This window comes from Janthinobacterium sp. LM6, from assembly GCF_002002885.1.
GTDB lineage: Bacteria > Pseudomonadota > Gammaproteobacteria > Burkholderiales > Burkholderiaceae_D > Janthinobacterium > Janthinobacterium kumbetense.
In genome coordinates, this window is sequence record NZ_CP019510.1 from 1,403,287 (window position 1) to 1,419,738 (window position 16,452).

18 protein-coding genes and 1 tRNA gene are annotated in these 16,452 nt (G+C 60.8%); 8 read left to right on the forward strand and 11 right to left on the reverse strand.

The window, feature by feature from the left end; genetic code table 11:
• Positions 1-778: 778 nt before the first annotated feature.
• From BZG29_RS06240 to BZG29_RS06275, 8 genes are all read right to left on the reverse strand, one after another.
• Positions 779-1,138 carry a hypothetical protein gene (locus BZG29_RS06240; protein WP_077400131.1) on the reverse strand — a complete coding sequence of 120 codons (360 nt, stop codon included), beginning with the start codon at positions 1,136-1,138 and terminating at the stop codon, positions 779-781.
• Positions 1,139-1,189: 51 nt separating this feature from the next.
• Entirely contained in the window at positions 1,190-2,110 is a 921-nt protein-coding gene (locus BZG29_RS06245) for a fatty acid desaturase family protein (RefSeq protein WP_077400134.1), read from the reverse strand.
• Positions 2,111-2,120: 10 nt separating this feature from the next.
• A complete protein-coding gene (locus BZG29_RS06250) occupies positions 2,121-3,239 on the reverse strand; it encodes a hypothetical protein (protein ID WP_077400137.1) in 1,119 nt (372 codons plus the stop codon).
• On the reverse strand, positions 3,236-3,967 hold the full coding sequence (locus tag BZG29_RS06255; protein ID WP_077400140.1) for a hypothetical protein: 732 nt from the start codon (positions 3,965-3,967) through the stop codon (positions 3,236-3,238). The genes BZG29_RS06250 and BZG29_RS06255 overlap by 4 nt, the downstream gene beginning before the upstream one ends.
• Positions 3,951-4,943 carry a hypothetical protein gene (locus BZG29_RS06260; protein ID WP_077400144.1) on the reverse strand — a complete coding sequence of 331 codons (993 nt, stop codon included), beginning with the start codon at positions 4,941-4,943 and terminating at the stop codon, positions 3,951-3,953. Before BZG29_RS06260 ends, BZG29_RS06255 begins: the two co-directional genes overlap by 17 nt.
• Before the next feature lie 18 nt (positions 4,944-4,961).
• Complete coding sequence (locus BZG29_RS06265; RefSeq protein ID WP_253192801.1) at positions 4,962-5,984, reverse strand: glycosyltransferase family 2 protein; 1,023 nt, start codon at positions 5,982-5,984, stop codon at positions 4,962-4,964.
• Positions 5,985-6,500: 516 nt separating this feature from the next.
• Positions 6,501-6,577: transfer RNA gene (locus BZG29_RS06270), tRNA-Pro, on the reverse strand.
• A gap of 54 nt (positions 6,578-6,631) precedes the next feature.
• Positions 6,632-8,725, reverse strand: coding sequence for an AsmA family protein (locus BZG29_RS06275; RefSeq protein ID WP_077400150.1), 2,094 nt, complete (start codon positions 8,723-8,725; stop codon positions 6,632-6,634).
• Between the two features lie 133 nt (positions 8,726-8,858).
• On the opposite strand from BZG29_RS06275, the gene BZG29_RS06280 reads away from it, so the two are divergent.
• The 3 genes from BZG29_RS06280 to arsH are packed head-to-tail and all read left to right on the forward strand — an operon-like array spanning position 8,859 to position 10,375.
• A complete protein-coding gene (locus tag BZG29_RS06280; RefSeq protein ID WP_216350354.1) occupies positions 8,859-9,230 on the forward strand; it encodes a metalloregulator ArsR/SmtB family transcription factor in 372 nt (123 codons plus the stop codon).
• Entirely contained in the window at positions 9,227-9,649 is a 423-nt protein-coding gene (gene arsC / locus BZG29_RS06285) for an arsenate reductase (glutaredoxin) (protein WP_077400153.1), read from the forward strand. Before BZG29_RS06280 ends, arsC begins: the two co-directional genes overlap by 4 nt.
• Entirely contained in the window at positions 9,650-10,375 is a 726-nt protein-coding gene (gene arsH / locus BZG29_RS06290) for an arsenical resistance protein ArsH (protein WP_077400156.1), read from the forward strand. It begins immediately after the preceding gene.
• A gap of 60 nt (positions 10,376-10,435) precedes the next feature.
• Here arsH and ispB read toward each other — a convergent pair whose 3' ends face one another.
• Entirely contained in the window at positions 10,436-11,365 is a 930-nt protein-coding gene (ispB, locus tag BZG29_RS06295; protein ID WP_230492036.1) for an octaprenyl diphosphate synthase, read from the reverse strand.
• A 364-nt stretch (positions 11,366-11,729) separates the two neighbouring features.
• Here ispB and rplU point away from each other — a divergent pair, with 364 nt between their 5' ends.
• The 5 genes from rplU to proB all read left to right on the forward strand — a co-directional run bounded on the left by rplU (position 11,730) and on the right by proB (position 15,146).
• On the forward strand, positions 11,730-12,041 hold the full coding sequence (gene rplU / locus BZG29_RS06300) for a 50S ribosomal protein L21 (protein WP_034754730.1): 312 nt from the start codon (positions 11,730-11,732) through the stop codon (positions 12,039-12,041).
• 40 nt (positions 12,042-12,081) lie between these two features.
• On the forward strand, positions 12,082-12,354 hold the full coding sequence (rpmA, locus tag BZG29_RS06305) for a 50S ribosomal protein L27 (RefSeq protein WP_070219281.1): 273 nt from the start codon (positions 12,082-12,084) through the stop codon (positions 12,352-12,354).
• 113 nt (positions 12,355-12,467) lie between these two features.
• On the forward strand, positions 12,468-13,577 hold the full coding sequence (gene obgE / locus BZG29_RS06310) for a GTPase ObgE (RefSeq protein WP_077400162.1): 1,110 nt from the start codon (positions 12,468-12,470) through the stop codon (positions 13,575-13,577).
• A gap of 12 nt (positions 13,578-13,589) precedes the next feature.
• Positions 13,590-14,000, forward strand: coding sequence for a hypothetical protein (locus BZG29_RS06315; RefSeq protein ID WP_035825091.1), 411 nt, complete (start codon positions 13,590-13,592; stop codon positions 13,998-14,000).
• Positions 14,001-14,027: 27 nt separating this feature from the next.
• A complete protein-coding gene (gene proB, locus BZG29_RS06320) occupies positions 14,028-15,146 on the forward strand; it encodes a glutamate 5-kinase (RefSeq protein WP_077400165.1) in 1,119 nt (372 codons plus the stop codon).
• Between the two features lie 35 nt (positions 15,147-15,181).
• Here the strand turns inward: proB and BZG29_RS28065 are convergent, their stop codons facing one another.
• Together BZG29_RS28065 and BZG29_RS06325 are read right to left on the reverse strand one after the other, a co-directional pair.
• On the reverse strand, positions 15,182-15,322 hold the full coding sequence (locus BZG29_RS28065) for a hypothetical protein (protein ID WP_171984946.1): 141 nt from the start codon (positions 15,320-15,322) through the stop codon (positions 15,182-15,184).
• A gap of 1 nt (position 15,323) precedes the next feature.
• Entirely contained in the window at positions 15,324-16,451 is a 1,128-nt protein-coding gene (locus BZG29_RS06325) for an MBOAT family O-acyltransferase (RefSeq protein WP_077400168.1), read from the reverse strand.
• Between the last annotated feature and the right edge of the window lies 1 nt (position 16,452).

Sequence of the window (16,452 nt, forward strand, 5' to 3'; positions counted from 1 at the left end):
AAGTGTTTAATTAATCAATTGTTCAATTAATATCATACTTCTCGGCAACACGCCAACACGCAAGGTCAAGGATTGCGCGTAGATACGGATGCCAACGGCCAGCTATCCCACTGTGGCGTTGACCTTGCCGATGAACGAGCATTCGCACGCCGTCTTGCTGCCATGGACGGCCAGCAGAATACCGCCGGCGCTCAATCAGCGGGGAGATTGCTTCCTATTTGGACCAAACTGGGCGTCTATCTTCCGGGATATCCGGTTGAAAGAATGAGTCAATCATCAGCAAGGTCTTGATGTCATATAAGGATTGGGTTCCTGCAAAATGCCGACCACCACAATCGATGGCGACCTGCCTGCCTTGCATCCAAAACCAATAATCTCGTATGAATGGCTCACACTTTATATGTCGAAGCTGACCGTCTCTGTAAATTGCAAGCTGGCTGGCACCTGGTTCGGTATCTCCTTCCGTAATCCATGAATTTAGCACTAGCCAGGCAGCGCTACGCTTATCGGGTGACAAGGTTGCGCCTGCCGCATCGCCGCTCTTGCTTATTTTTTCATCTCGGCTCTCTGCAGAGATGATATGAACATTTTTTTCGTTATCAATATAAACGTTTTTTTAAGTAACTATGGATTGCATGACAGTTTGTTGTTGATAGCATTAGAAATATGGATATGATTTTCTTCATGTGTCACTTCCTAAATACTTCGTCTCGATTTTAGCCATGTCTTGCCGCTGTATCTCGGGGTAACTTTGACCGCTTCAGCTCCTTCGCAGTTATTACCACCCGAGGCCTCTCAATTCTTGCCCCAGTTCATGCAGGAAAATCAAGAACCGCACTACGACAATGAATGTTGCAGTAAAAAGCAGTCCATATTGTTCACCGATCGTGATTCTTCCTGATTTCCTTAGCTTGCCCCATGCCCAAATAAACAGGCACAGTGCGATGCACGCAAGCGGGATTTTCAGTGGCCTGTCGTTGAAATCAGGCACGCTGATGCCTGTGAATATCCCAATTAACTCAGTCGGGTGATCGATCAGGAGCAGAAAAAAGGCGAGAATCGGGAGAAATCCGATGAGCAGCCCAAGCAGATATGCTTTCTTCTTATTTGCTGCTTGCTCTGGCAAATGATTCATCATGGTATTGATGCTTTCTCAGCAATTGATCGCGTACGAACGCAAAGCATGCGGTCAGTGTTCAGCCGTTTGCTTGAGTTGGCTGACGTCTCTCAGCACCTGTCCATACGATCGATACAAGTTGGCCGCCGGCAGGCGGCCTTGTTGCGCCATGAGCGCATGCACCTGCTGCAGGCGATAGAAGGGTACGTGTGGATACTCATGATGCTCGATATGGTAATGGATTCGATGTGGTCCGACGAAAAAAGTTTGCCAGCTGCGCCGTACGACGGTACGCGCACTGAATCGCTGATCTTCCGACGCCCTGTAGCCGGCATGCTCGGTGATCGCGCGTATGCGCCCGAACAGCGGTAGCAAGGTCAGCGCTGGCAAGATCCAAAGCCCGAAATACAGCGCCGCATGTCCCGCCGCCGCGAGCAGGCCGATCATCACGCCCTGCACCGCAACGATACTGGCGATTGCGTAGAACCCCTTGCTGTGGCCGGCAGCCTTGTGCGGATTGCGGCCACGCTGCCTGGTGCGCACCAGGTTGCGCGCGCTGAGGAAGTAGCCAATGCCGGTGGCATCTTTGAACAAACGCCACACCAATTCCCTGCGCGTCACGGGGTAGTCGTCGATGCCGAATATGGTGGCGACTGGATCGTCGGCCACCATCGGCGCGCGGTGATGCTGCAAGTGCCCGCTGCGATAGAAGTCCATCACCAGCAGCAATGGCGCTGCCGCAAACAGCTGGCCTGCGATGTCGTTCAGGCGCCGATACGACAGCAGGGTGCCGTGAGCGCTTTCATGCATCAGTACGGCTAGCGCGAGCTGGGTGCGGGCGATCAGGATCGCGCTCAGCAGGAACACCAGCGGATGGGAAAGGCGGATAGCTGCGACGAAGCAGGCAGCAATCAGTGCCCAGTCAAGTGCGACGGCGAGTAGTGCGCGCGGATTGCTGATCGTTGTGAGATACGCCGGTAATGGGGGCCTCATGATGGACGCCTCACCGGTGGACAGACCGCGCGGCCAGCTGGTACAGCACCGCTACCCAGCTCTGCAGGCGTGCGCCGGCTACCGCGCGGCCGTCCGGTGCAGGCAAGGTGGGGGCGCTTTGTAGCAGATCGGCGCACGCGCTGCACAGGTCTTGGGCGAACGTTGCCACGTCGCCGCGCCAGACGACGATGCGATGTGCCAGCCCTAGCGCCGCCGCGCGCGCTGCGTTGATTTTCTGCTCCGGCTGCTCGGTTAGCACCAGCACGATGGGCCGACCGTAGACCAGCGCCACCGACAACGCCGCCATGCCGGGTGCCGAGACGATCAGGTTGCTGGCGGCAGCTTGCCGCACCCAGTCGGCGTCCTGCGCCTCCCATCGCGCGCGTCCGGCATAGCCCTCGCCGACCAGCGTTGCGTGCATGCCGGCGAGGCCCAAGCCGGTTTCGACGCCATCGGCCAGGCAGGGGTCGCGGAAATGGGGATTGAGGTAGACGGCTGCGCACGCCTGCGTGCGCGGCACTGCGGCGTCAAGCAGTGCGGCCACAACGACCGGAGTCGGCAGGCGGAATGTGGTGCCGTCGCAAGTCGCCTCGTAGCTGAAGTCGTGCTCAATGCGCGCTACGCTGGCGTTGATCTGCCATCCGACGATGCGATGGAACAGGCGTGACAGGATAGTTGGTAGTCGCCCGGAAAAATTGTTTTGGACCGCCTGCCGCAAGCTTGCGCCGTAGACGTGTACCACCTTGCCCCGCCATGCCGGCATGCAGCCCATGAATAGCAATGCCGGGTGAAAGGAGTCGTTGATGATTAAGTCCGTGCTGCGCAGAGCGACGCGTAGTTGCATGATGTCGCGGTACATCCGCGACGGTCGGAACAGATAGTTGGCGATATTTGCGTCGGTTTTTGCGGGCAGCATATTTTGCCGGGTGTCGAACTGGACTGCGTAGTGGTGCGACAGTACGTGCGCAGTGATGCCGAAGCCGGCCAGGAAAGCGACCCCTTCGTCCGATGTGGTCAGTACATCGACATCGGCGCCGTATTTGCGCAACGCATGCGTGAGTAGTTGTGCGCGCATCAGGTGGCCGCGGGCGTCGGCCGTTGCCAGATAGGTCACCTTGATGGTGTTCATGGACGTGCGGGCCACAGCCGCAACGCGGCGCCGGCCAGATACATGATGAGTGCGCTGGATACGCCCCAGGCACGGTCGATGGCGCGAATCTCATCGAGCAGCGATGCGAGGCTCCCGTGTTCGGACGGCAGCACCAGACGCGCCAGCGTATGCTGGCACAAGCGAACGTGGCGATCTTCATCGCTCAGCACGCCAACCAACAGGGGATATAGCGGATGAACTGCGCCAATCAGCGCGCAATGGCGCCGCAGAACGCGGGTGAACGTCTGTTCCGCACACAAGCCGATAGCGAAGGCCGGGATGAGGTGGCCTGCGGAAAAGCGGGTACCGTAGCGATGCGCGAGTGTGCGCCATTGCGCGATCTTGCGCAGGGTGAGCACATCGGGCCGCGCGGACAAAGGCATCGGCGCTATTCCGCCCCGCGCCGTTAGCGCAGCCGCAAACAGCGAAGCATGACGCCGTTCGTCCGCCAGGTGCTTTTCCATTTGTCGCACCAGCCAGGCCGGCGGCTGGCCCAGCAGGTCAGACTGCAGCGCGATTTCGCTGGCCTCCTCGCCGATCAGATAGATACGTAACAGCAGCCGTTCACCGGCCACGCTGGCATGCAGTTGGCGCAGGGCGGCACGCTTGATGCTGTCGACCCAGCGCGCCTGCATGGCCGGCAAGCCGCGTAGTGGCGGCGCTGCCAAGCGGGCCGGTAGCGGCCATTCATCAGCGTGCAAGCGCATCGCCCGCCGCCAGCTGATTGCCCAGTACGAGCCCGATAAAGCTTTGCTGCAGGAAAGCCGCCGCCGCATCGCCGGCCCCGGCAAAGGCCTGTTGCTGGTCGCCGTAACGCAGGTAGCCCTGGCCGTGCACGGCGCCGATGGTCAGCTTGTCGCGTGCGGCGAAGCCACGCTTCATCAGCGGCTTGAGCAGCGGCTGGTCGCTCAGGCCGTACAGAAACAGTTCGCGCTGGGCCACGTGGTCGGGGATTTTTCCAGTCAGCGCTTCCAGCTCGAATGACCAAGTGCCGTGCGCCAGCAGGCCGCCGGCATTGCCGGCGCTTGGCGGATCGCTGTGCAGCCGTGCGCGCATCACCGGCTTGGCTACCTTGCCTGCACCGAGCGCGATGGTGATGTCGGCATCGCCCGTATTCGCGCCGCGGTTGTCGCGTACCTGCACCAGGTGGCTGGACAGGCGCGCTGCCAGGGCGGGATCGGACACCAGCTTTATGGCTTGCTCGAACGATACCAACACACGTCGGCCCCTTGCTGCCGGCACGTCCACCAGATAGGGGTCGATGCGTACCGCGCTGAACGCCCCCTTGACCGGTGTATGCGCATGGCTGCTGACTGACCAGCCGTTTCCGGATTTGCTCAGTATCAGGTGGACGCTGACCGGTACGCGACGGCCCGCTTCGTCCAGTGCCGAGCCTTGCAACAGCACGTCGCCGACGATGGTCTTTTTGTCATAACGGCGGGCGTTGTTGAAGTGGATCTGGTGCGAGCTGGTGTCGACTGCTACCGTGGTGAACTGGTCGTCGAGGCCGATGCGGTTGCACATCTCGGCGCGCATGCTCATCTCGGGAAGCGGGCAGCCGCTGGTTGATGCAAAATAGTGAACGCCACGCCCCTCCAGGTCGGTGGCGCGGGCGCTACCGGTCAGTGCCAGTGCGCTCAGGGCTACCCATTGCAAGGTGGTGTAGGAACGGTGCAAGGTCATGGCAGGGGTTTCCCGTGGTTAGCGTTCATGGTAGGACAGCGATTGGGCGTCGGCACTCTCGGCGGCAGCGCTGCGGATACCCAGGCCCCGGCACAGTGCGCCAAGCATGTCCAGTCCGGAAAAAATTCCGATCAGGGCGACGGCCGCCACCCAGCGCAGGCCGCGCACCGGCGCTGCATCCTGATGGTTGAGTGCGCGCAGGCTGTACCACAGCCGCGCCGTCAGCACGCAGAGCGGTCCGACAGGGCCGCTATGACCCAGCCATTGCATGGACCTTGGCAGATAGGTGCGCACCAGGTGGGGCGTCAGGCCGAGCGTGTCCTGTCCGCGCATCCAGCGCAATTTGAGCAGCTCGAAGCGGGTATCGGGCAGCTTGTGCTCGGTGTGCGCGCGCGCCGCGTAGTGCAGAGCCACGCCCGCGGCTTGGAGGCGCAGGCCCAGCACCTGACAGTGCGCGCGGTACACGCCGTCGAGTGGCTGATAGCGGTGCTGCGCGAACACCTCGCGCAAGAACACCACATTGTTGGCGTAGAAGTTGCGCGTCGCGCGAGCTTGCAGCTGGCTGGGGAAGTACATGAAGTCAATCGTGGTGAGGGCGGTGCCTGCCACAGTGGCGGCGTAGCTGGTGCGGCCGGCCACCACTACCGGTGGCGCTGCGTCCGTCAGCGGCGCGATCAGCTGTTCAAGCCAGTCTTGTTCGGGCTTGCAGTCGGCGTCGGCGAAGCAGACGTAGTCGCAGCGGTCGGCATGGACGGCGTCGAAACCGTCGTTCTTGGCCTGGTAGTAGCCGGTGCTGGCATTGATCCGCACGAAGTCGATGCTGCGGCCTGCCAGGCGCTCCGCGCTTGTGCGAATGCGCTCGCACAAGCCGTCGTGCGTGACGACCACTTGCGCGAGTGCGCTCAGTGCTACGCTCTGTTGCGCCAGCAGGCCGATCACATGCAGCAGGCTGGCGCCGGCTGCATCCAAATCGGCGCCGCCGCGCAGGTTATTCGTCTCCAATACCAGAGCGGTACGCGCGGCGATGTGTTCATGCGGCATATTGATTTCCATTGCCCAAACAAGACGAGGGCCGTTAATTGGTCAAATCGGCGCATCGTTGTGCGGCCTGCCCCTCAACTCTACCCGGACTCTACAATGATGAGGCCGCTAACCAAGCCAAGCTGCAGGCGCACGGATTGTATATTCCGACATGCCATTTTGCTTTGCTAGTTCCGAACCCATCTTGTTTTTGGACAATATCATCGTTAGTTTTTTCCGGGGCATGTATGGAATCAGCTTACTGCCGTCATGCTGGCGAACGGCGGGCCACGGTGATTCATGGAACACCTGTCTTCACGGCCGTATTCTGGTTCGGGCAGGCTGATGCAGTGCTGTTGACTTGGTAATATTTGCTTCTACGCTATCAGCCGAAGCCGGCCGATTGGTGCTGGGGGCGATTCCGGCCACACCGAGCCAGAGGAGTTCAGTTGAGATTGTTTATGCGTTGTGTCGCGCTGCTGACAAAGCCCAGTAACTGTGGCTTTTCTAAGTTCTTGATTTGCAAAAAAAGAAATTTGGTCGGGGTGAGAGGATTCGAACCTCCGGCCTCTGCGTCCCGAACGCAGCGCTCTACCAGGCTGAGCCACACCCCGCTTTCCTTCATTACAGCAGATGGCGGGGTGGCTTTCAAGCGGCTGCATCAAGGTCTATTTCTTTTCCTGCTGCGCCTTCCTGATGTCCGCTTCGCTTACTTTCTTGGCTGGCGCGTTCGTTGTCGGCGAGGCAGGGGCCTTGCGGGTGGCGTTCGCTTGCGCCATGACGGCGGCGCAGTCCGTGTCGGGCGCCTTGTCGACGTTGACGAGCGGCAGCAGGGCGGCCAGCGGCGTGACGACGGTGGCCAGGGCCACGGCGGCGCCCGCTTTCAGGGCCAGCGGGCCTTTTTGCGGACCCACGTCCGGGTTCTTGAACGTGCCTTTCGCATACAGCGGCGTGCGCAGGGTGATGATGCGTGCGCCCTTGGTGCGTGGGCGCACATCGAGGTCCAGGGTTTCGCGGGCCAGGTTGACGTTGCCCGTGACATTCACGACGGCCGTGTCCGTGTCGAGCACGAAGCGGCGCACGTCGGCCTGACCGTTCGTGACGGCGAAGTCGCTGGCCATGCAATTCAGGTGCACTTGCTTGTCGCCAAAGATTTTTACGAAGACGGCGTTGGCCAGGTTCAGGCCGGCCAGTTCCAGCATGAACTGGCTGACGGAGCCTTCGCTGACGGTGGCCGCCAGTTCGCCGTTCGCGCTGGCCAGCATGGCCGAGACGGAGTTGCCGTGGCCCGTCAGTGCCGCGTCGCCATACACTTCGCCGAAGCTCGCTTGCATGGATTGCAGCTTGGGAAACAGTTCGCGAATTTTGAGGTGACGCGCCGCCACCTTGGCTTGCGCGGCGATGGTCTTTTGACGGCCGTCGAGCGTGATATTCGAGGTGATGTCGCCGCCGGCCATGCCGAAGTTGAGCGGCGTCAAACTCAACACCTTGTCTTTCATATGGATATGGGCGACGATATCGTTGAATGGAATGTCGTGCGTGCGCACCAGTTTCTTGCCCGTGAATTTTACGTCGGCATCGAGCGCATTCCATTTGGCCGTGTTGAACTGTTCCACAGGCAAGGCTTTGTTGTCTGGCTGCACGGGTGCCTTGCCGCGCGCCTGTTTTTGCGCATTGCTGTCGGCGCCGATGGTGGGACCCAGGTCTTCCAGGCGCAATTGCTGCGACGTCACTTCGCCGCGCAGCAGGGGACGCGGCTGGCGCGGCAAGTATTGCAGGGTGCCGGCCAGGTCGCTCTGGCCCACCGTGCCCTTGAAGTCTTGATAGGTCCAGTTCCAGGTGGCGCCGTCTTTCTTGCCCAGCAGGCGTCCCCTGGTGGCGTAGTCCGGCGTTTCCGGCAGCAGCACGCCCGTCAGCGGATACAGGTCGGCCATGCTGGCGCCGGCCAGGCTCAGCTGCAAATCGATGCCGGACAAGGAGCGCGGGTCCGTCAGGGTGCCGTCGATGCTGGCCTTGTTCTTGCCCAGCACGGCATGTGCCTGCACGGGATAAACGGTGTTGTTATCGGTCAAGGACAGCACGGCGCCCGCCTTGCCGCCGCCCGTCACGGGCGCCTTGCGATAGGTTCCGCCCAGGGTGAATTCGATGCCGTATTTTTGCACGGGCGCGTTGCCTGGCGCGTCGCCCGGCGTCGCATCGGGCGCCGTCGAGCTGACTTTGGCGTGCACGTCCAGCGCGATGCCCTCGTCCAGATAACGGATGGTGCCGTCGCCGAAGGCCATGCGCTGGATTTCCACGTCCCATGCCGAAGGGCCGTTATCCTTGAAGGTCCAGCTGTTGCTGCCGTCGGCGCGCCGTTGCAGGGCGATGTTCGGCGCGTCGAGCGCCAGGTCCGTCAGCACGAGCTTGTGCTGCAGCAAGGGTAATGGATGCAGGGCCACGTCGATGCGTTTTGCACTGGCCAGTTGCGGGCCGGCCGTGGCCCAGTCCGGGTTGCTCATGCGCACGTCCTGCGCACTGATGATGGGCCGCGGCACGTAGCGGCGCCAGCCGGGCTCCGTTTTCAGCCCTTGCTTCCATTTCACCTGCAAATCGCCGCCGATGACGAAGGTACGGCCCGTGCTTTCCGACACCTTCTCGTTGATGTAGGGGCGCGCGCGGTTCCAGTCGAAAGTCAGCACAAAGATGACCACGATGGCAACCAGGGCCAGCAGGGCGGCCAGGCTCCAGCCGAGGATTTTCAGGGGTGTCGAGCGTGTCATGGGATGCCGATCGCAGTGATTTTTTCATCAAAGTAGACCGATAAGCCATGACAGTCGGTGCGCTAGGTTACGTAAGATAGGTAGCCAAGGCGTGTGGCTTGAAATGATTCAATAATTCGACTATTATTGAAGTATGGAAAATACAGAGCAAATAGCGAGCGCAGCGACACCGCTGACGAGTACTTCCGCCATCGTGGCCCTGGCGGCGCTGGCACAGGAATCGCGGCTGGCCGTGTTCCGCCTGCTGGTGCAAGCGGGGCCGCAAGGCATGGCGGCGACGAAAATCGCCGAAGCGCTGGCCATTGCGCCCTCGTCGCTGTCGTTTCACTTGAAAGAACTGGCGCACGCCAATCTGGTAACGGCAAGCAAGGCGGGCCGTTCCATCATCTATGCGGCCAACTATGCGGGCATGAACGGCTTGCTGGCCTTTTTGACCGAGAACTGCTGCGCTGGCGCGTCTTGCTGCGTCAGCGAACCACATTTACTGAAGGACATCACGACATGACGATTACGATTTATCACAACACGGCGTGCGGCACCTCGCGCAATACCCTGGCCCTGATCCGCAACACGGGCGTCGAACCCGTCATCATCGATTACGTCAAGCATCCGCCTTCGCGTGAGGAGCTGGCCGACCTGATCAAGCGTGCGGGCCTGTCCGTGCGCGCGGCGATGCGCGACAAGGGCGCCCTGTACGACGAGCTGGGCCTGGCCAATCCGGATTTGCCGGACGCGGCTCTGCTCGACGCCATGCAAGCCCATCCTATCTTGATCAACCGCCCCATCGTCGTCACGGAACTGGGCGTACGCCTGTGCCGGCCGTCGGAAAAAGTGCTGGAAATCCTGCCGCTGCCGCAGCAGGGCGCGTTTGCCAAGGAAGACGGCCAGGCCGTGGTGGGCGCCGACGGCAAGCCGGTGGCATAAATGGAAGAGTTGCCGAATATCAGCACCGCGCACCTGGATCTGCCCAGCCTGGATAAATTGGCGCCGATCAATGTGTCTACGCATGCACCGCGTATCCTGTTGCTGTACGGCTCCCTGCGCGAGCGCTCGTACAGCAAACTACTGACGCTGGAAGCGGAGCGCATCCTGCGCCATTTCGGCGCCGACACGCGCGTGTTCGACCCGCACGGCTTGCCCATGGTCGACAGCGTGTCGCCCGAGCATCCGAAGGTGCAGGAGTTGCGCGCATTGTCGCTGTGGTCGGAAGGGCAAGTGTGGTGCAGCCCCGAGCGGCATGGCGCCGTCACGGGTGTCTTTAAATCGCAGATCGACTGGCTGCCGCTGGAAACGGGCAGCGTGCGTCCCACGCAGGGCCGGACCCTTGCCGTGATGCAAGTGTCGGGCGGGTCCCAATCGTTCAATGCCGTCAATGGCTTGCGCGTGCTGGGACGCTGGATGCGCATGGTGACTATCCCGAACCAGTCTTCGGTGGCCAAGGCGTATCAGGAATTCGACGATGACGGCCGCATGAAGCCGTCGCCGTATTACGAGCGCCTGGTCGACGTGATGGAGGAGTTGTACAAATTTACTTTGCTGGTGCGCGACCGCCGCGATTACCTGGGCAGCCGCTACAGCGAGCGGCTGGAAGCGGCGCCGGCCATCGCGCAGGCATTGGCGGGCGCGGCGATGGAGCATGAGAACAAGTAAGGACGCAATAGAAAAACGGCGCCAGTGGCGCCGTTTTTTATTGATGCTGGTCAAACGCGATCAGTGATTGCGGTCTACGGCAAACGAGCACAGTTGCAGCATGGATTGTTTATAAACACTGTCCGGCCAGCCGGCGATGGCATCGGCGGCGCGCTGGCCGGCGATTTCCGCCTGCTTGCGCGTGTAGTCGAGGGCGCCGCTGCTGGTGATGGCCGTCAGGACGGCATCGAAATGCTGTTCGTCGCCTTGCTCGATGCAGCTGCGCACCAGTTCGCGTTGCTCTGGCGTACCGTTTTCCATCAGCCAGATCAGCGGCATGGTTGGTTTGCCTTCGCGCAAGTCGTCGCCCACGTTCTTGCCGATTTCGGCGGCGTCGCCTGCATAGTCGAGCACGTCGTCGATCAGCTGGAAAGCCGTGCCCAGCGAGCGGCCGTATTCGGCAGCCGCTTCGATATCGTCTTCGCTGGCGCCGGCGATCAGGGCGCCCAGTTGCGCCGATGCTTCGAACAGCTTGGCCGTCTTCGAGCGGATGACGTTCAGGTAGCTTTCCTGTGTCACGTCCGGATCGTGCATGTTCAGCAACTGCAGCACTTCGCCTTCGGCGATCACGTTGGTGGCGTCGGACAGGATTTGCATGACGCGCATATTATTCAGCGACACCATCAGCTGGAACGAGCGCGAGTGCAGGAAGTCGCCCACCAGCACCGAAGCGGCATTGCCGAACAGGGCGTTGGCCGTCTGGCGTCCGCGGCGCATCGACGATTCATCGACGACATCGTCGTGCAGCAGGGTGGCGGTATGGATGAATTCGACCACGGCGGCCAGTTCATGGTGCGCCGTGCCGCGATAGGCGTGGGCATTGGCCACCAGCAAGATCAGCACGGGACGGATGCGTTTGCCGCCTGCGCTGATGATGTATTCAGCGATCTGGTTGATCAGAATCACATCGGAGTGCAACTTTTGGCGGATCACCGTATTGACTGCGTCCATATCGGCGGCAATCGTTTGCACGATGGTGTTTTGGTTAACGTGTTTGTTAGCGTCAGACAAGGCGAACCTGCATTAGATTGTGGGTGCCGCGATTATACGACAAGGCTTGCGCGTGCGTGATGTTTGCCTATGACTGTAGAGCAATTGATTGATCTGGTTGGCACTGGCGCGCGTTTTGCAGTCCGCCTGGCGCAAGCCTGACATGATGGTCAGGTTGTCGACATACCACGATCATCAAGCTTTGTGAATAGTTTTTGACGCAATTTCTCAGTCCGTGTATAATCGCTGGTTCCCCCTGTTGTGCACGGCTTGCTTTTCATGGCAGTGGGACAAATTCTTTCAACATTTGATGAGGTTTCAAATCATGTACGCGGTCATAAAAACCGGTGGCAAACAATACAAAGTTGTCGCTGGCGAAAAACTTAAAGTAGAACAGATACCGGCAGACATTGGTTCCGAAATCACCATCGATCAAGTGCTCGCAGTAGGCGCGGGCGACAGCATCAAGTTTGGTGCTCCATTGGTCGAAGGTGCAACGGTACTGGTTACGGTTGTGGCGCATGGTCGCCATGATAAGGTCAAAATTTTCAAGATGCGTCGTCGTAAGCACTACCAAAAGCATCAAGGCCATCGCCAGAATTTTACCGAAATCCAAATCGTTTCGATCAACGGCTAATCGCCGCTGTTTGAATTAATCAGCTATCAAGGAGTCTTAAATGGCACATAAAAAAGGCGGCGGCACAACGCGAAACGGCCGTGATTCAGAATCAAAGCGTCTGGGCGTTAAAGTCTACGGCGGCCAAGCTATCAATGCTGGCGGCATCATCATTCGTCAACGCGGCACCCCAGTGCGCGCCGGCGAAGGCGTAGGCATGGGCAAGGACCACACGTTGTTCGCGCTGATCGCGGGCAAAGTGAAGTTCGTTGTCAAAGGTGCTGGCTCGAAGCAATTCGTGACCGTTGTACCAAACGAAGCAGTACCAGCGTAATTCATCGCGGAGCGCCAGTTCGCTCCGCCATGATCGCATGATGTAAGGCGCAAGCCTTCAATCGAAAGGCTCTGCCCAAGGTAGAGCCTTTTTAGTTTTATGGCGGCAAAATTATGAAGTTTATCGACGAAGCAAAAATCGAAGTCATCGCGGGCGATGGCGGCAACGGCTGCGCATCTTTCTGCCGTGAAAAATTCCGGCCTTTCGGCGGTCCCGATGGCGGCGATGGCGGCAAGGGCGGGTCCATCTGGGCTGTCGCCGACCGCAATATCAACACGCTCGTCGATTTCCGTTTCTCCAAAATGCACAAGGCTCGCAATGGCGAGCCTGGCCGTGGCGCAGATTGCTATGGCAAGGGCGCCGATGACATCCACCTGCGCATGCCGGTCGGCACCTTGATCATCGACAACGCGAGCGGCGAAATCCTGGCCGATCTGACCGAACACGGCCAGATCGAACTGCTGGCCAAGGGCGGCGAAGGCGGCTGGGGCAATATCCACTTCAAGTCCTCGACCAACCGCGCGCCACGCCAAAAAGGCGAAGGCAAGGAAGGCGAACGCCGCGAACTGCGCCTGGAATTGAAAGTCCTGGCGGACGTGGGCCTGCTGGGCATGCCGAACGCCGGCAAGTCGACCTTCATTTCGGCCGTCTCGAACGCGCGCCCGAAAATTGCCGATTATCCATTTACCACCCTGCACCCGAACCTGGGCGTGGTGCGCGTGTCGCACGAGAAGAGCTTTGTGATCGCCGATATTCCCGGCTTGATCGAAGGCGCTTCCGAAGGCGCGGGCCTGGGCCATCAATTCCTGCGTCACTTGCAGCGCACGGGTCTGCTGTTGCACATCGTCGACCTGGCGCCGTTCGAAACCAACGTCGATCCTGTCAAGGAAGCCAAGGCGCTGGTGAAGGAATTGAAGAAGTACGACGAGTCGCTGGTCGACAAGCCGCGCTGGCTGGTGTTGAACAAGCTCGACATGGTGCCGGAAGAAGAGCGCAAGAAGATCGTCAAGGACTTCCTCAAGCGTTTCGCCTGGAAAGGTCCCGTCTTCGAGATTTCCGCGCTGAACCATCAAGGTTGCCCGGAACTGGTGAATGCGATTTACCAGCATCTGGAAGCGAAGAAACACAGCGAAAGCCGTGCCGAAGAAACGCAGATGACCGAAGAAGCACGCGGTATCTCGTCGATCGACCCGGATGATCCGCGTTTCAAGATCCTCGACTAAGGCTTTACCCCGATGTCGGTACAGACGGCCGCTGCCGCGCCAGCGCGCAAGCAAGCGTGGCAGCGCCGTGTATTGCATCTGATCGCGTATGCTTACGGGCTGAGCGCGGTCGCCTGTCTGCTGTTCGCCGATGAAATGGCGGCCGGCATGGGCATCTTCCTCAATGGCGTCAATGGCTACAGCCAGTTCTACGCCACGCATGTCGGTGTCTGGGGCGCTACCGCGCTGCTGGCGCTGTTCGCGGCACGGCAGGGCGAACCGCCTGTCCTCGGCGATATCACAGCAATGTTGGTCCTGGCGCAGCCCGCCGGCCGTCTGTTCGCGGCCATCAGCTTCGGCTTGCCCCAGGGTTTTGTGTTGTTCATGTGCGCAATGGAGCTGACGGCGGGGCTGGCCTTGCTGCTGCTGCGTCCTGCGCGCTGACGTCTATTAAGTGAAGAGCGCCGCCCCATGGATTCCGTGATTCAAAAAGCTACCCGTATCATCATCAAAGTCGGCTCTTCGCTGGTCACCAACGATGGCCGCGGACTCGACCATGCCGCCATCGCGCGCTGGGCCGCGCAGATTTCCGGCTTGCGCGCCCTCGGCAAGGAAGTCGTGCTGGTGAGTTCCGGCGCCATCGCCGAAGGCATGCTGCGCCTCGGTTTCGAGCAGCGCCCCACCGATATCCACGAATTGCAGGCATGCGCCGCCGTCGGCCAGATGGGCCTGGCGCAAATCTATGAAAGCAGCTTCCGCGCCCACAGCCTCGGCACGGCGCAAGTGCTGCTCACGCACGCCGACCTGGCCGACCGCGAACGCTACCTGAATGCCCGTTCCACCCTGACGACCCTGCTGCGCCTGGGCGTGGTGCCGATCATCAATGAAAATGACACCGTCGTCACCGATGAAATCAAGTTCGGCGACAACGATACCCTGGGCGCGCTGGTCGCGAACCTGATCGAAGCCGATGCGCTGGTCATCCTGACGGACCAGCACGGCCTGTTCTCGGCCGACCCGCGCAAGGACCCGGACGCCTACCTGATCACGCAAGGCATCGCCGGCGATCCGGCCCTGGAAGCGATGGCCGGCGGCGCCGGCAGCAGCCTGGGGCGTGGCGGCATGCTGACGAAAATCCTCGCCGCCAAGCGCGCCGCCAAGTCCGGCGCGCATACCATCATCGCCTGGGGCCGCGACAGCGACGTGCTCAGCCGCCTCGCCCAGGGCGAAGCGATCGGCACGGAGTTGCGGGCACAAACGGGGCAATTGACGGCGCGTAAGCAGTGGATGGCCGATCATCTGCACACGGCCGGCGCCGTCGTGCTGGACGCGGGCGCCGTGCAAAAGCTGCGCCAGGAAGGCAAGTCCCTGCTGCCGATCGGCGTGACGGGCGTGAACGGCGAGTTCGGCCGCGGCGCCGTCATCACCTGCGTCGACGTGGATGGCGTGCCCGTGGCGCGCGGCTTGTCGAATTACACGAGCGGCGAAGCGCGCCGCATCATGCGCAAGCCGTCCACCGAGATCGAAGCGATTCTTGGCTACATGGAAGGCCACGAACTGATTCATCGCGACAATATGGTCTTGCTGTAGGCGGCAACGGGGCCGATGCCTGCATCGGTCCCCGCTTACAGTTGTCCATAACGAAAGCCCACGCCCAAGGCCAGCGGCCATTTCAGCCACAGCAGCAGCAGCAATCCCCCATACCAAAGCGTGAAGAGGCCGTGCACGAGCGATGCGGGCAGGTAGCGCAAGAGAAATTGGTACACCTTAACTCCCGGGTAACAGTGGTGCAAACAGGACCGCCAGGCAGGACCAGGCCGCCTGCAAGTCGCTGCTCGACGTCAGCGCGAAGCTGAGTATGACAAATTGCAAGGTCAAGAACCAGCTGAAGGCACGCCAGAGGGCGTAGCGGCGCAATTGCTCCGCCCATGGCATGTGCTTGCCCCACAGGTGGACGATGGCTAGGCCGGCGCCGTGGAACAGGCCCCAGGCCAGGTAGCGCGGCGACAACTCATGCCACAGGCCCAGCACGATCATGCTGCCCAGGCTGGCAAACAGGTATTGCCGCGTGCGCGAGAGGATGGGCCGGAAGACGAAATCGCGGCACCATTCCGACACCGTGATGTGCCAGCGGCGCCAGAAGTCGGACAGGTTGCGGGCTGAAAAGGGAAAATGGAAGTTTTCCGGTACGCGCATGCCCAGCAGCGCGGCAAAGCCGATGGCGATATCGCAATAGCCCGAGAATTGCCAGTACAGGTTCAAGCCATACCCCACCAGCGGCAGGTAGGCATCGAACCAGGCGTTGCCTGTGGACAGCTCCAGGCCGTGGAGTTTGAAGTTGATCAAATATCCGGCCAGTAATACCACCTTGCAGTAGCCATACAGCATGCGCTGCAAGGCTTGCGAGGCGAGTTGCCTGTCCCAGCGGGCGCGCAGCAATTCCATGCGGAAGGCGTCGTAACGCTGGACCGGACCGACGGCCAGGGTCGGTGGAAATAGCAGATAGCCCAGAGTCGTGGCGGCGCGGCCATCGCGGGAGACGTTGCCGCCATGCTCGGCGATCAGGTGCCAGGCTTTCAGCGAAACAAAAGCGTAACCCAGATAAGCGGCCAGGCCCTGGCTGGCTTTGGCATACTGGTAAGCGATAAAGGCGAGCAGCACACCGGCCAGCCCCAGGGTCCGCATCATGGCCGGGCGGCGCCACTGCGGGCCGCAAATGAAGGCCAGCCAGGCCAGCAAGGCGCTCCAGGCCGCCACACTGCTCCAGCCATCATGCGCCAGCAGGATGGCGCCGCCCAGCGCCAGCAGCCAGGGCCGCCATGCGGGCGGCAGGCGCCAGTACAGCGCGACCAGCACAGGCATGCACAGCATGCCGAAAGTTGTCAGCCACACCATG

What these genes read in the sequence shown, in the direction of transcription:
- ispB (WP_230492036.1), bottom strand. Translation starts at nt 11,365, where the DNA reads ATGGACGCAGTCAATACGGTGATCCGCCAAAAGTTGCACTCCGATGTG.
- arsH (WP_077400156.1), top strand. Translation starts at nt 9,650, where the DNA reads ATGGAAGAGTTGCCGAATATCAGCACCGCGCACCTGGATCTGCCCAGC.
- BZG29_RS06250 (WP_077400137.1), bottom strand. Translation starts at nt 3,239, where the DNA reads ATGAACACCATCAAGGTGACCTATCTGGCAACGGCCGACGCCCGCGGC.
- arsC (WP_077400153.1), top strand. Translation starts at nt 9,227, where the DNA reads ATGACGATTACGATTTATCACAACACGGCGTGCGGCACCTCGCGCAAT.
- BZG29_RS06260 (WP_077400144.1), bottom strand. Translation starts at nt 4,943, where the DNA reads ATGACCTTGCACCGTTCCTACACCACCTTGCAATGGGTAGCCCTGAGC.
- proB (WP_077400165.1), top strand. Translation starts at nt 14,028, where the DNA reads ATGGATTCCGTGATTCAAAAAGCTACCCGTATCATCATCAAAGTCGGC.
- BZG29_RS06315 (WP_035825091.1), top strand. Translation starts at nt 13,590, where the DNA reads ATGTCGGTACAGACGGCCGCTGCCGCGCCAGCGCGCAAGCAAGCGTGG.
- BZG29_RS06240 (WP_077400131.1), bottom strand. Translation starts at nt 1,138, where the DNA reads ATGATGAATCATTTGCCAGAGCAAGCAGCAAATAAGAAGAAAGCATAT.
- obgE (WP_077400162.1), top strand. Translation starts at nt 12,468, where the DNA reads ATGAAGTTTATCGACGAAGCAAAAATCGAAGTCATCGCGGGCGATGGC.
- BZG29_RS06265 (WP_253192801.1), bottom strand. Translation starts at nt 5,984, where the DNA reads ATGCCGCATGAACACATCGCCGCGCGTACCGCTCTGGTATTGGAGACG.
- BZG29_RS06280 (WP_216350354.1), top strand. Translation starts at nt 8,859, where the DNA reads ATGGAAAATACAGAGCAAATAGCGAGCGCAGCGACACCGCTGACGAGT.
- BZG29_RS06255 (WP_077400140.1), bottom strand. Translation starts at nt 3,967, where the DNA reads ATGCGCTTGCACGCTGATGAATGGCCGCTACCGGCCCGCTTGGCAGCG.
- rpmA (WP_070219281.1), top strand. Translation starts at nt 12,082, where the DNA reads ATGGCACATAAAAAAGGCGGCGGCACAACGCGAAACGGCCGTGATTCA.
- rplU (WP_034754730.1), top strand. Translation starts at nt 11,730, where the DNA reads ATGTACGCGGTCATAAAAACCGGTGGCAAACAATACAAAGTTGTCGCT.
- BZG29_RS06325 (WP_077400168.1), bottom strand. Translation starts at nt 16,451, where the DNA reads ATGGTGTGGCTGACAACTTTCGGCATGCTGTGCATGCCTGTGCTGGTC.
- BZG29_RS06245 (WP_077400134.1), bottom strand. Translation starts at nt 2,110, where the DNA reads ATGAGGCCCCCATTACCGGCGTATCTCACAACGATCAGCAATCCGCGC.
- BZG29_RS06275 (WP_077400150.1), bottom strand. Translation starts at nt 8,725, where the DNA reads ATGACACGCTCGACACCCCTGAAAATCCTCGGCTGGAGCCTGGCCGCC.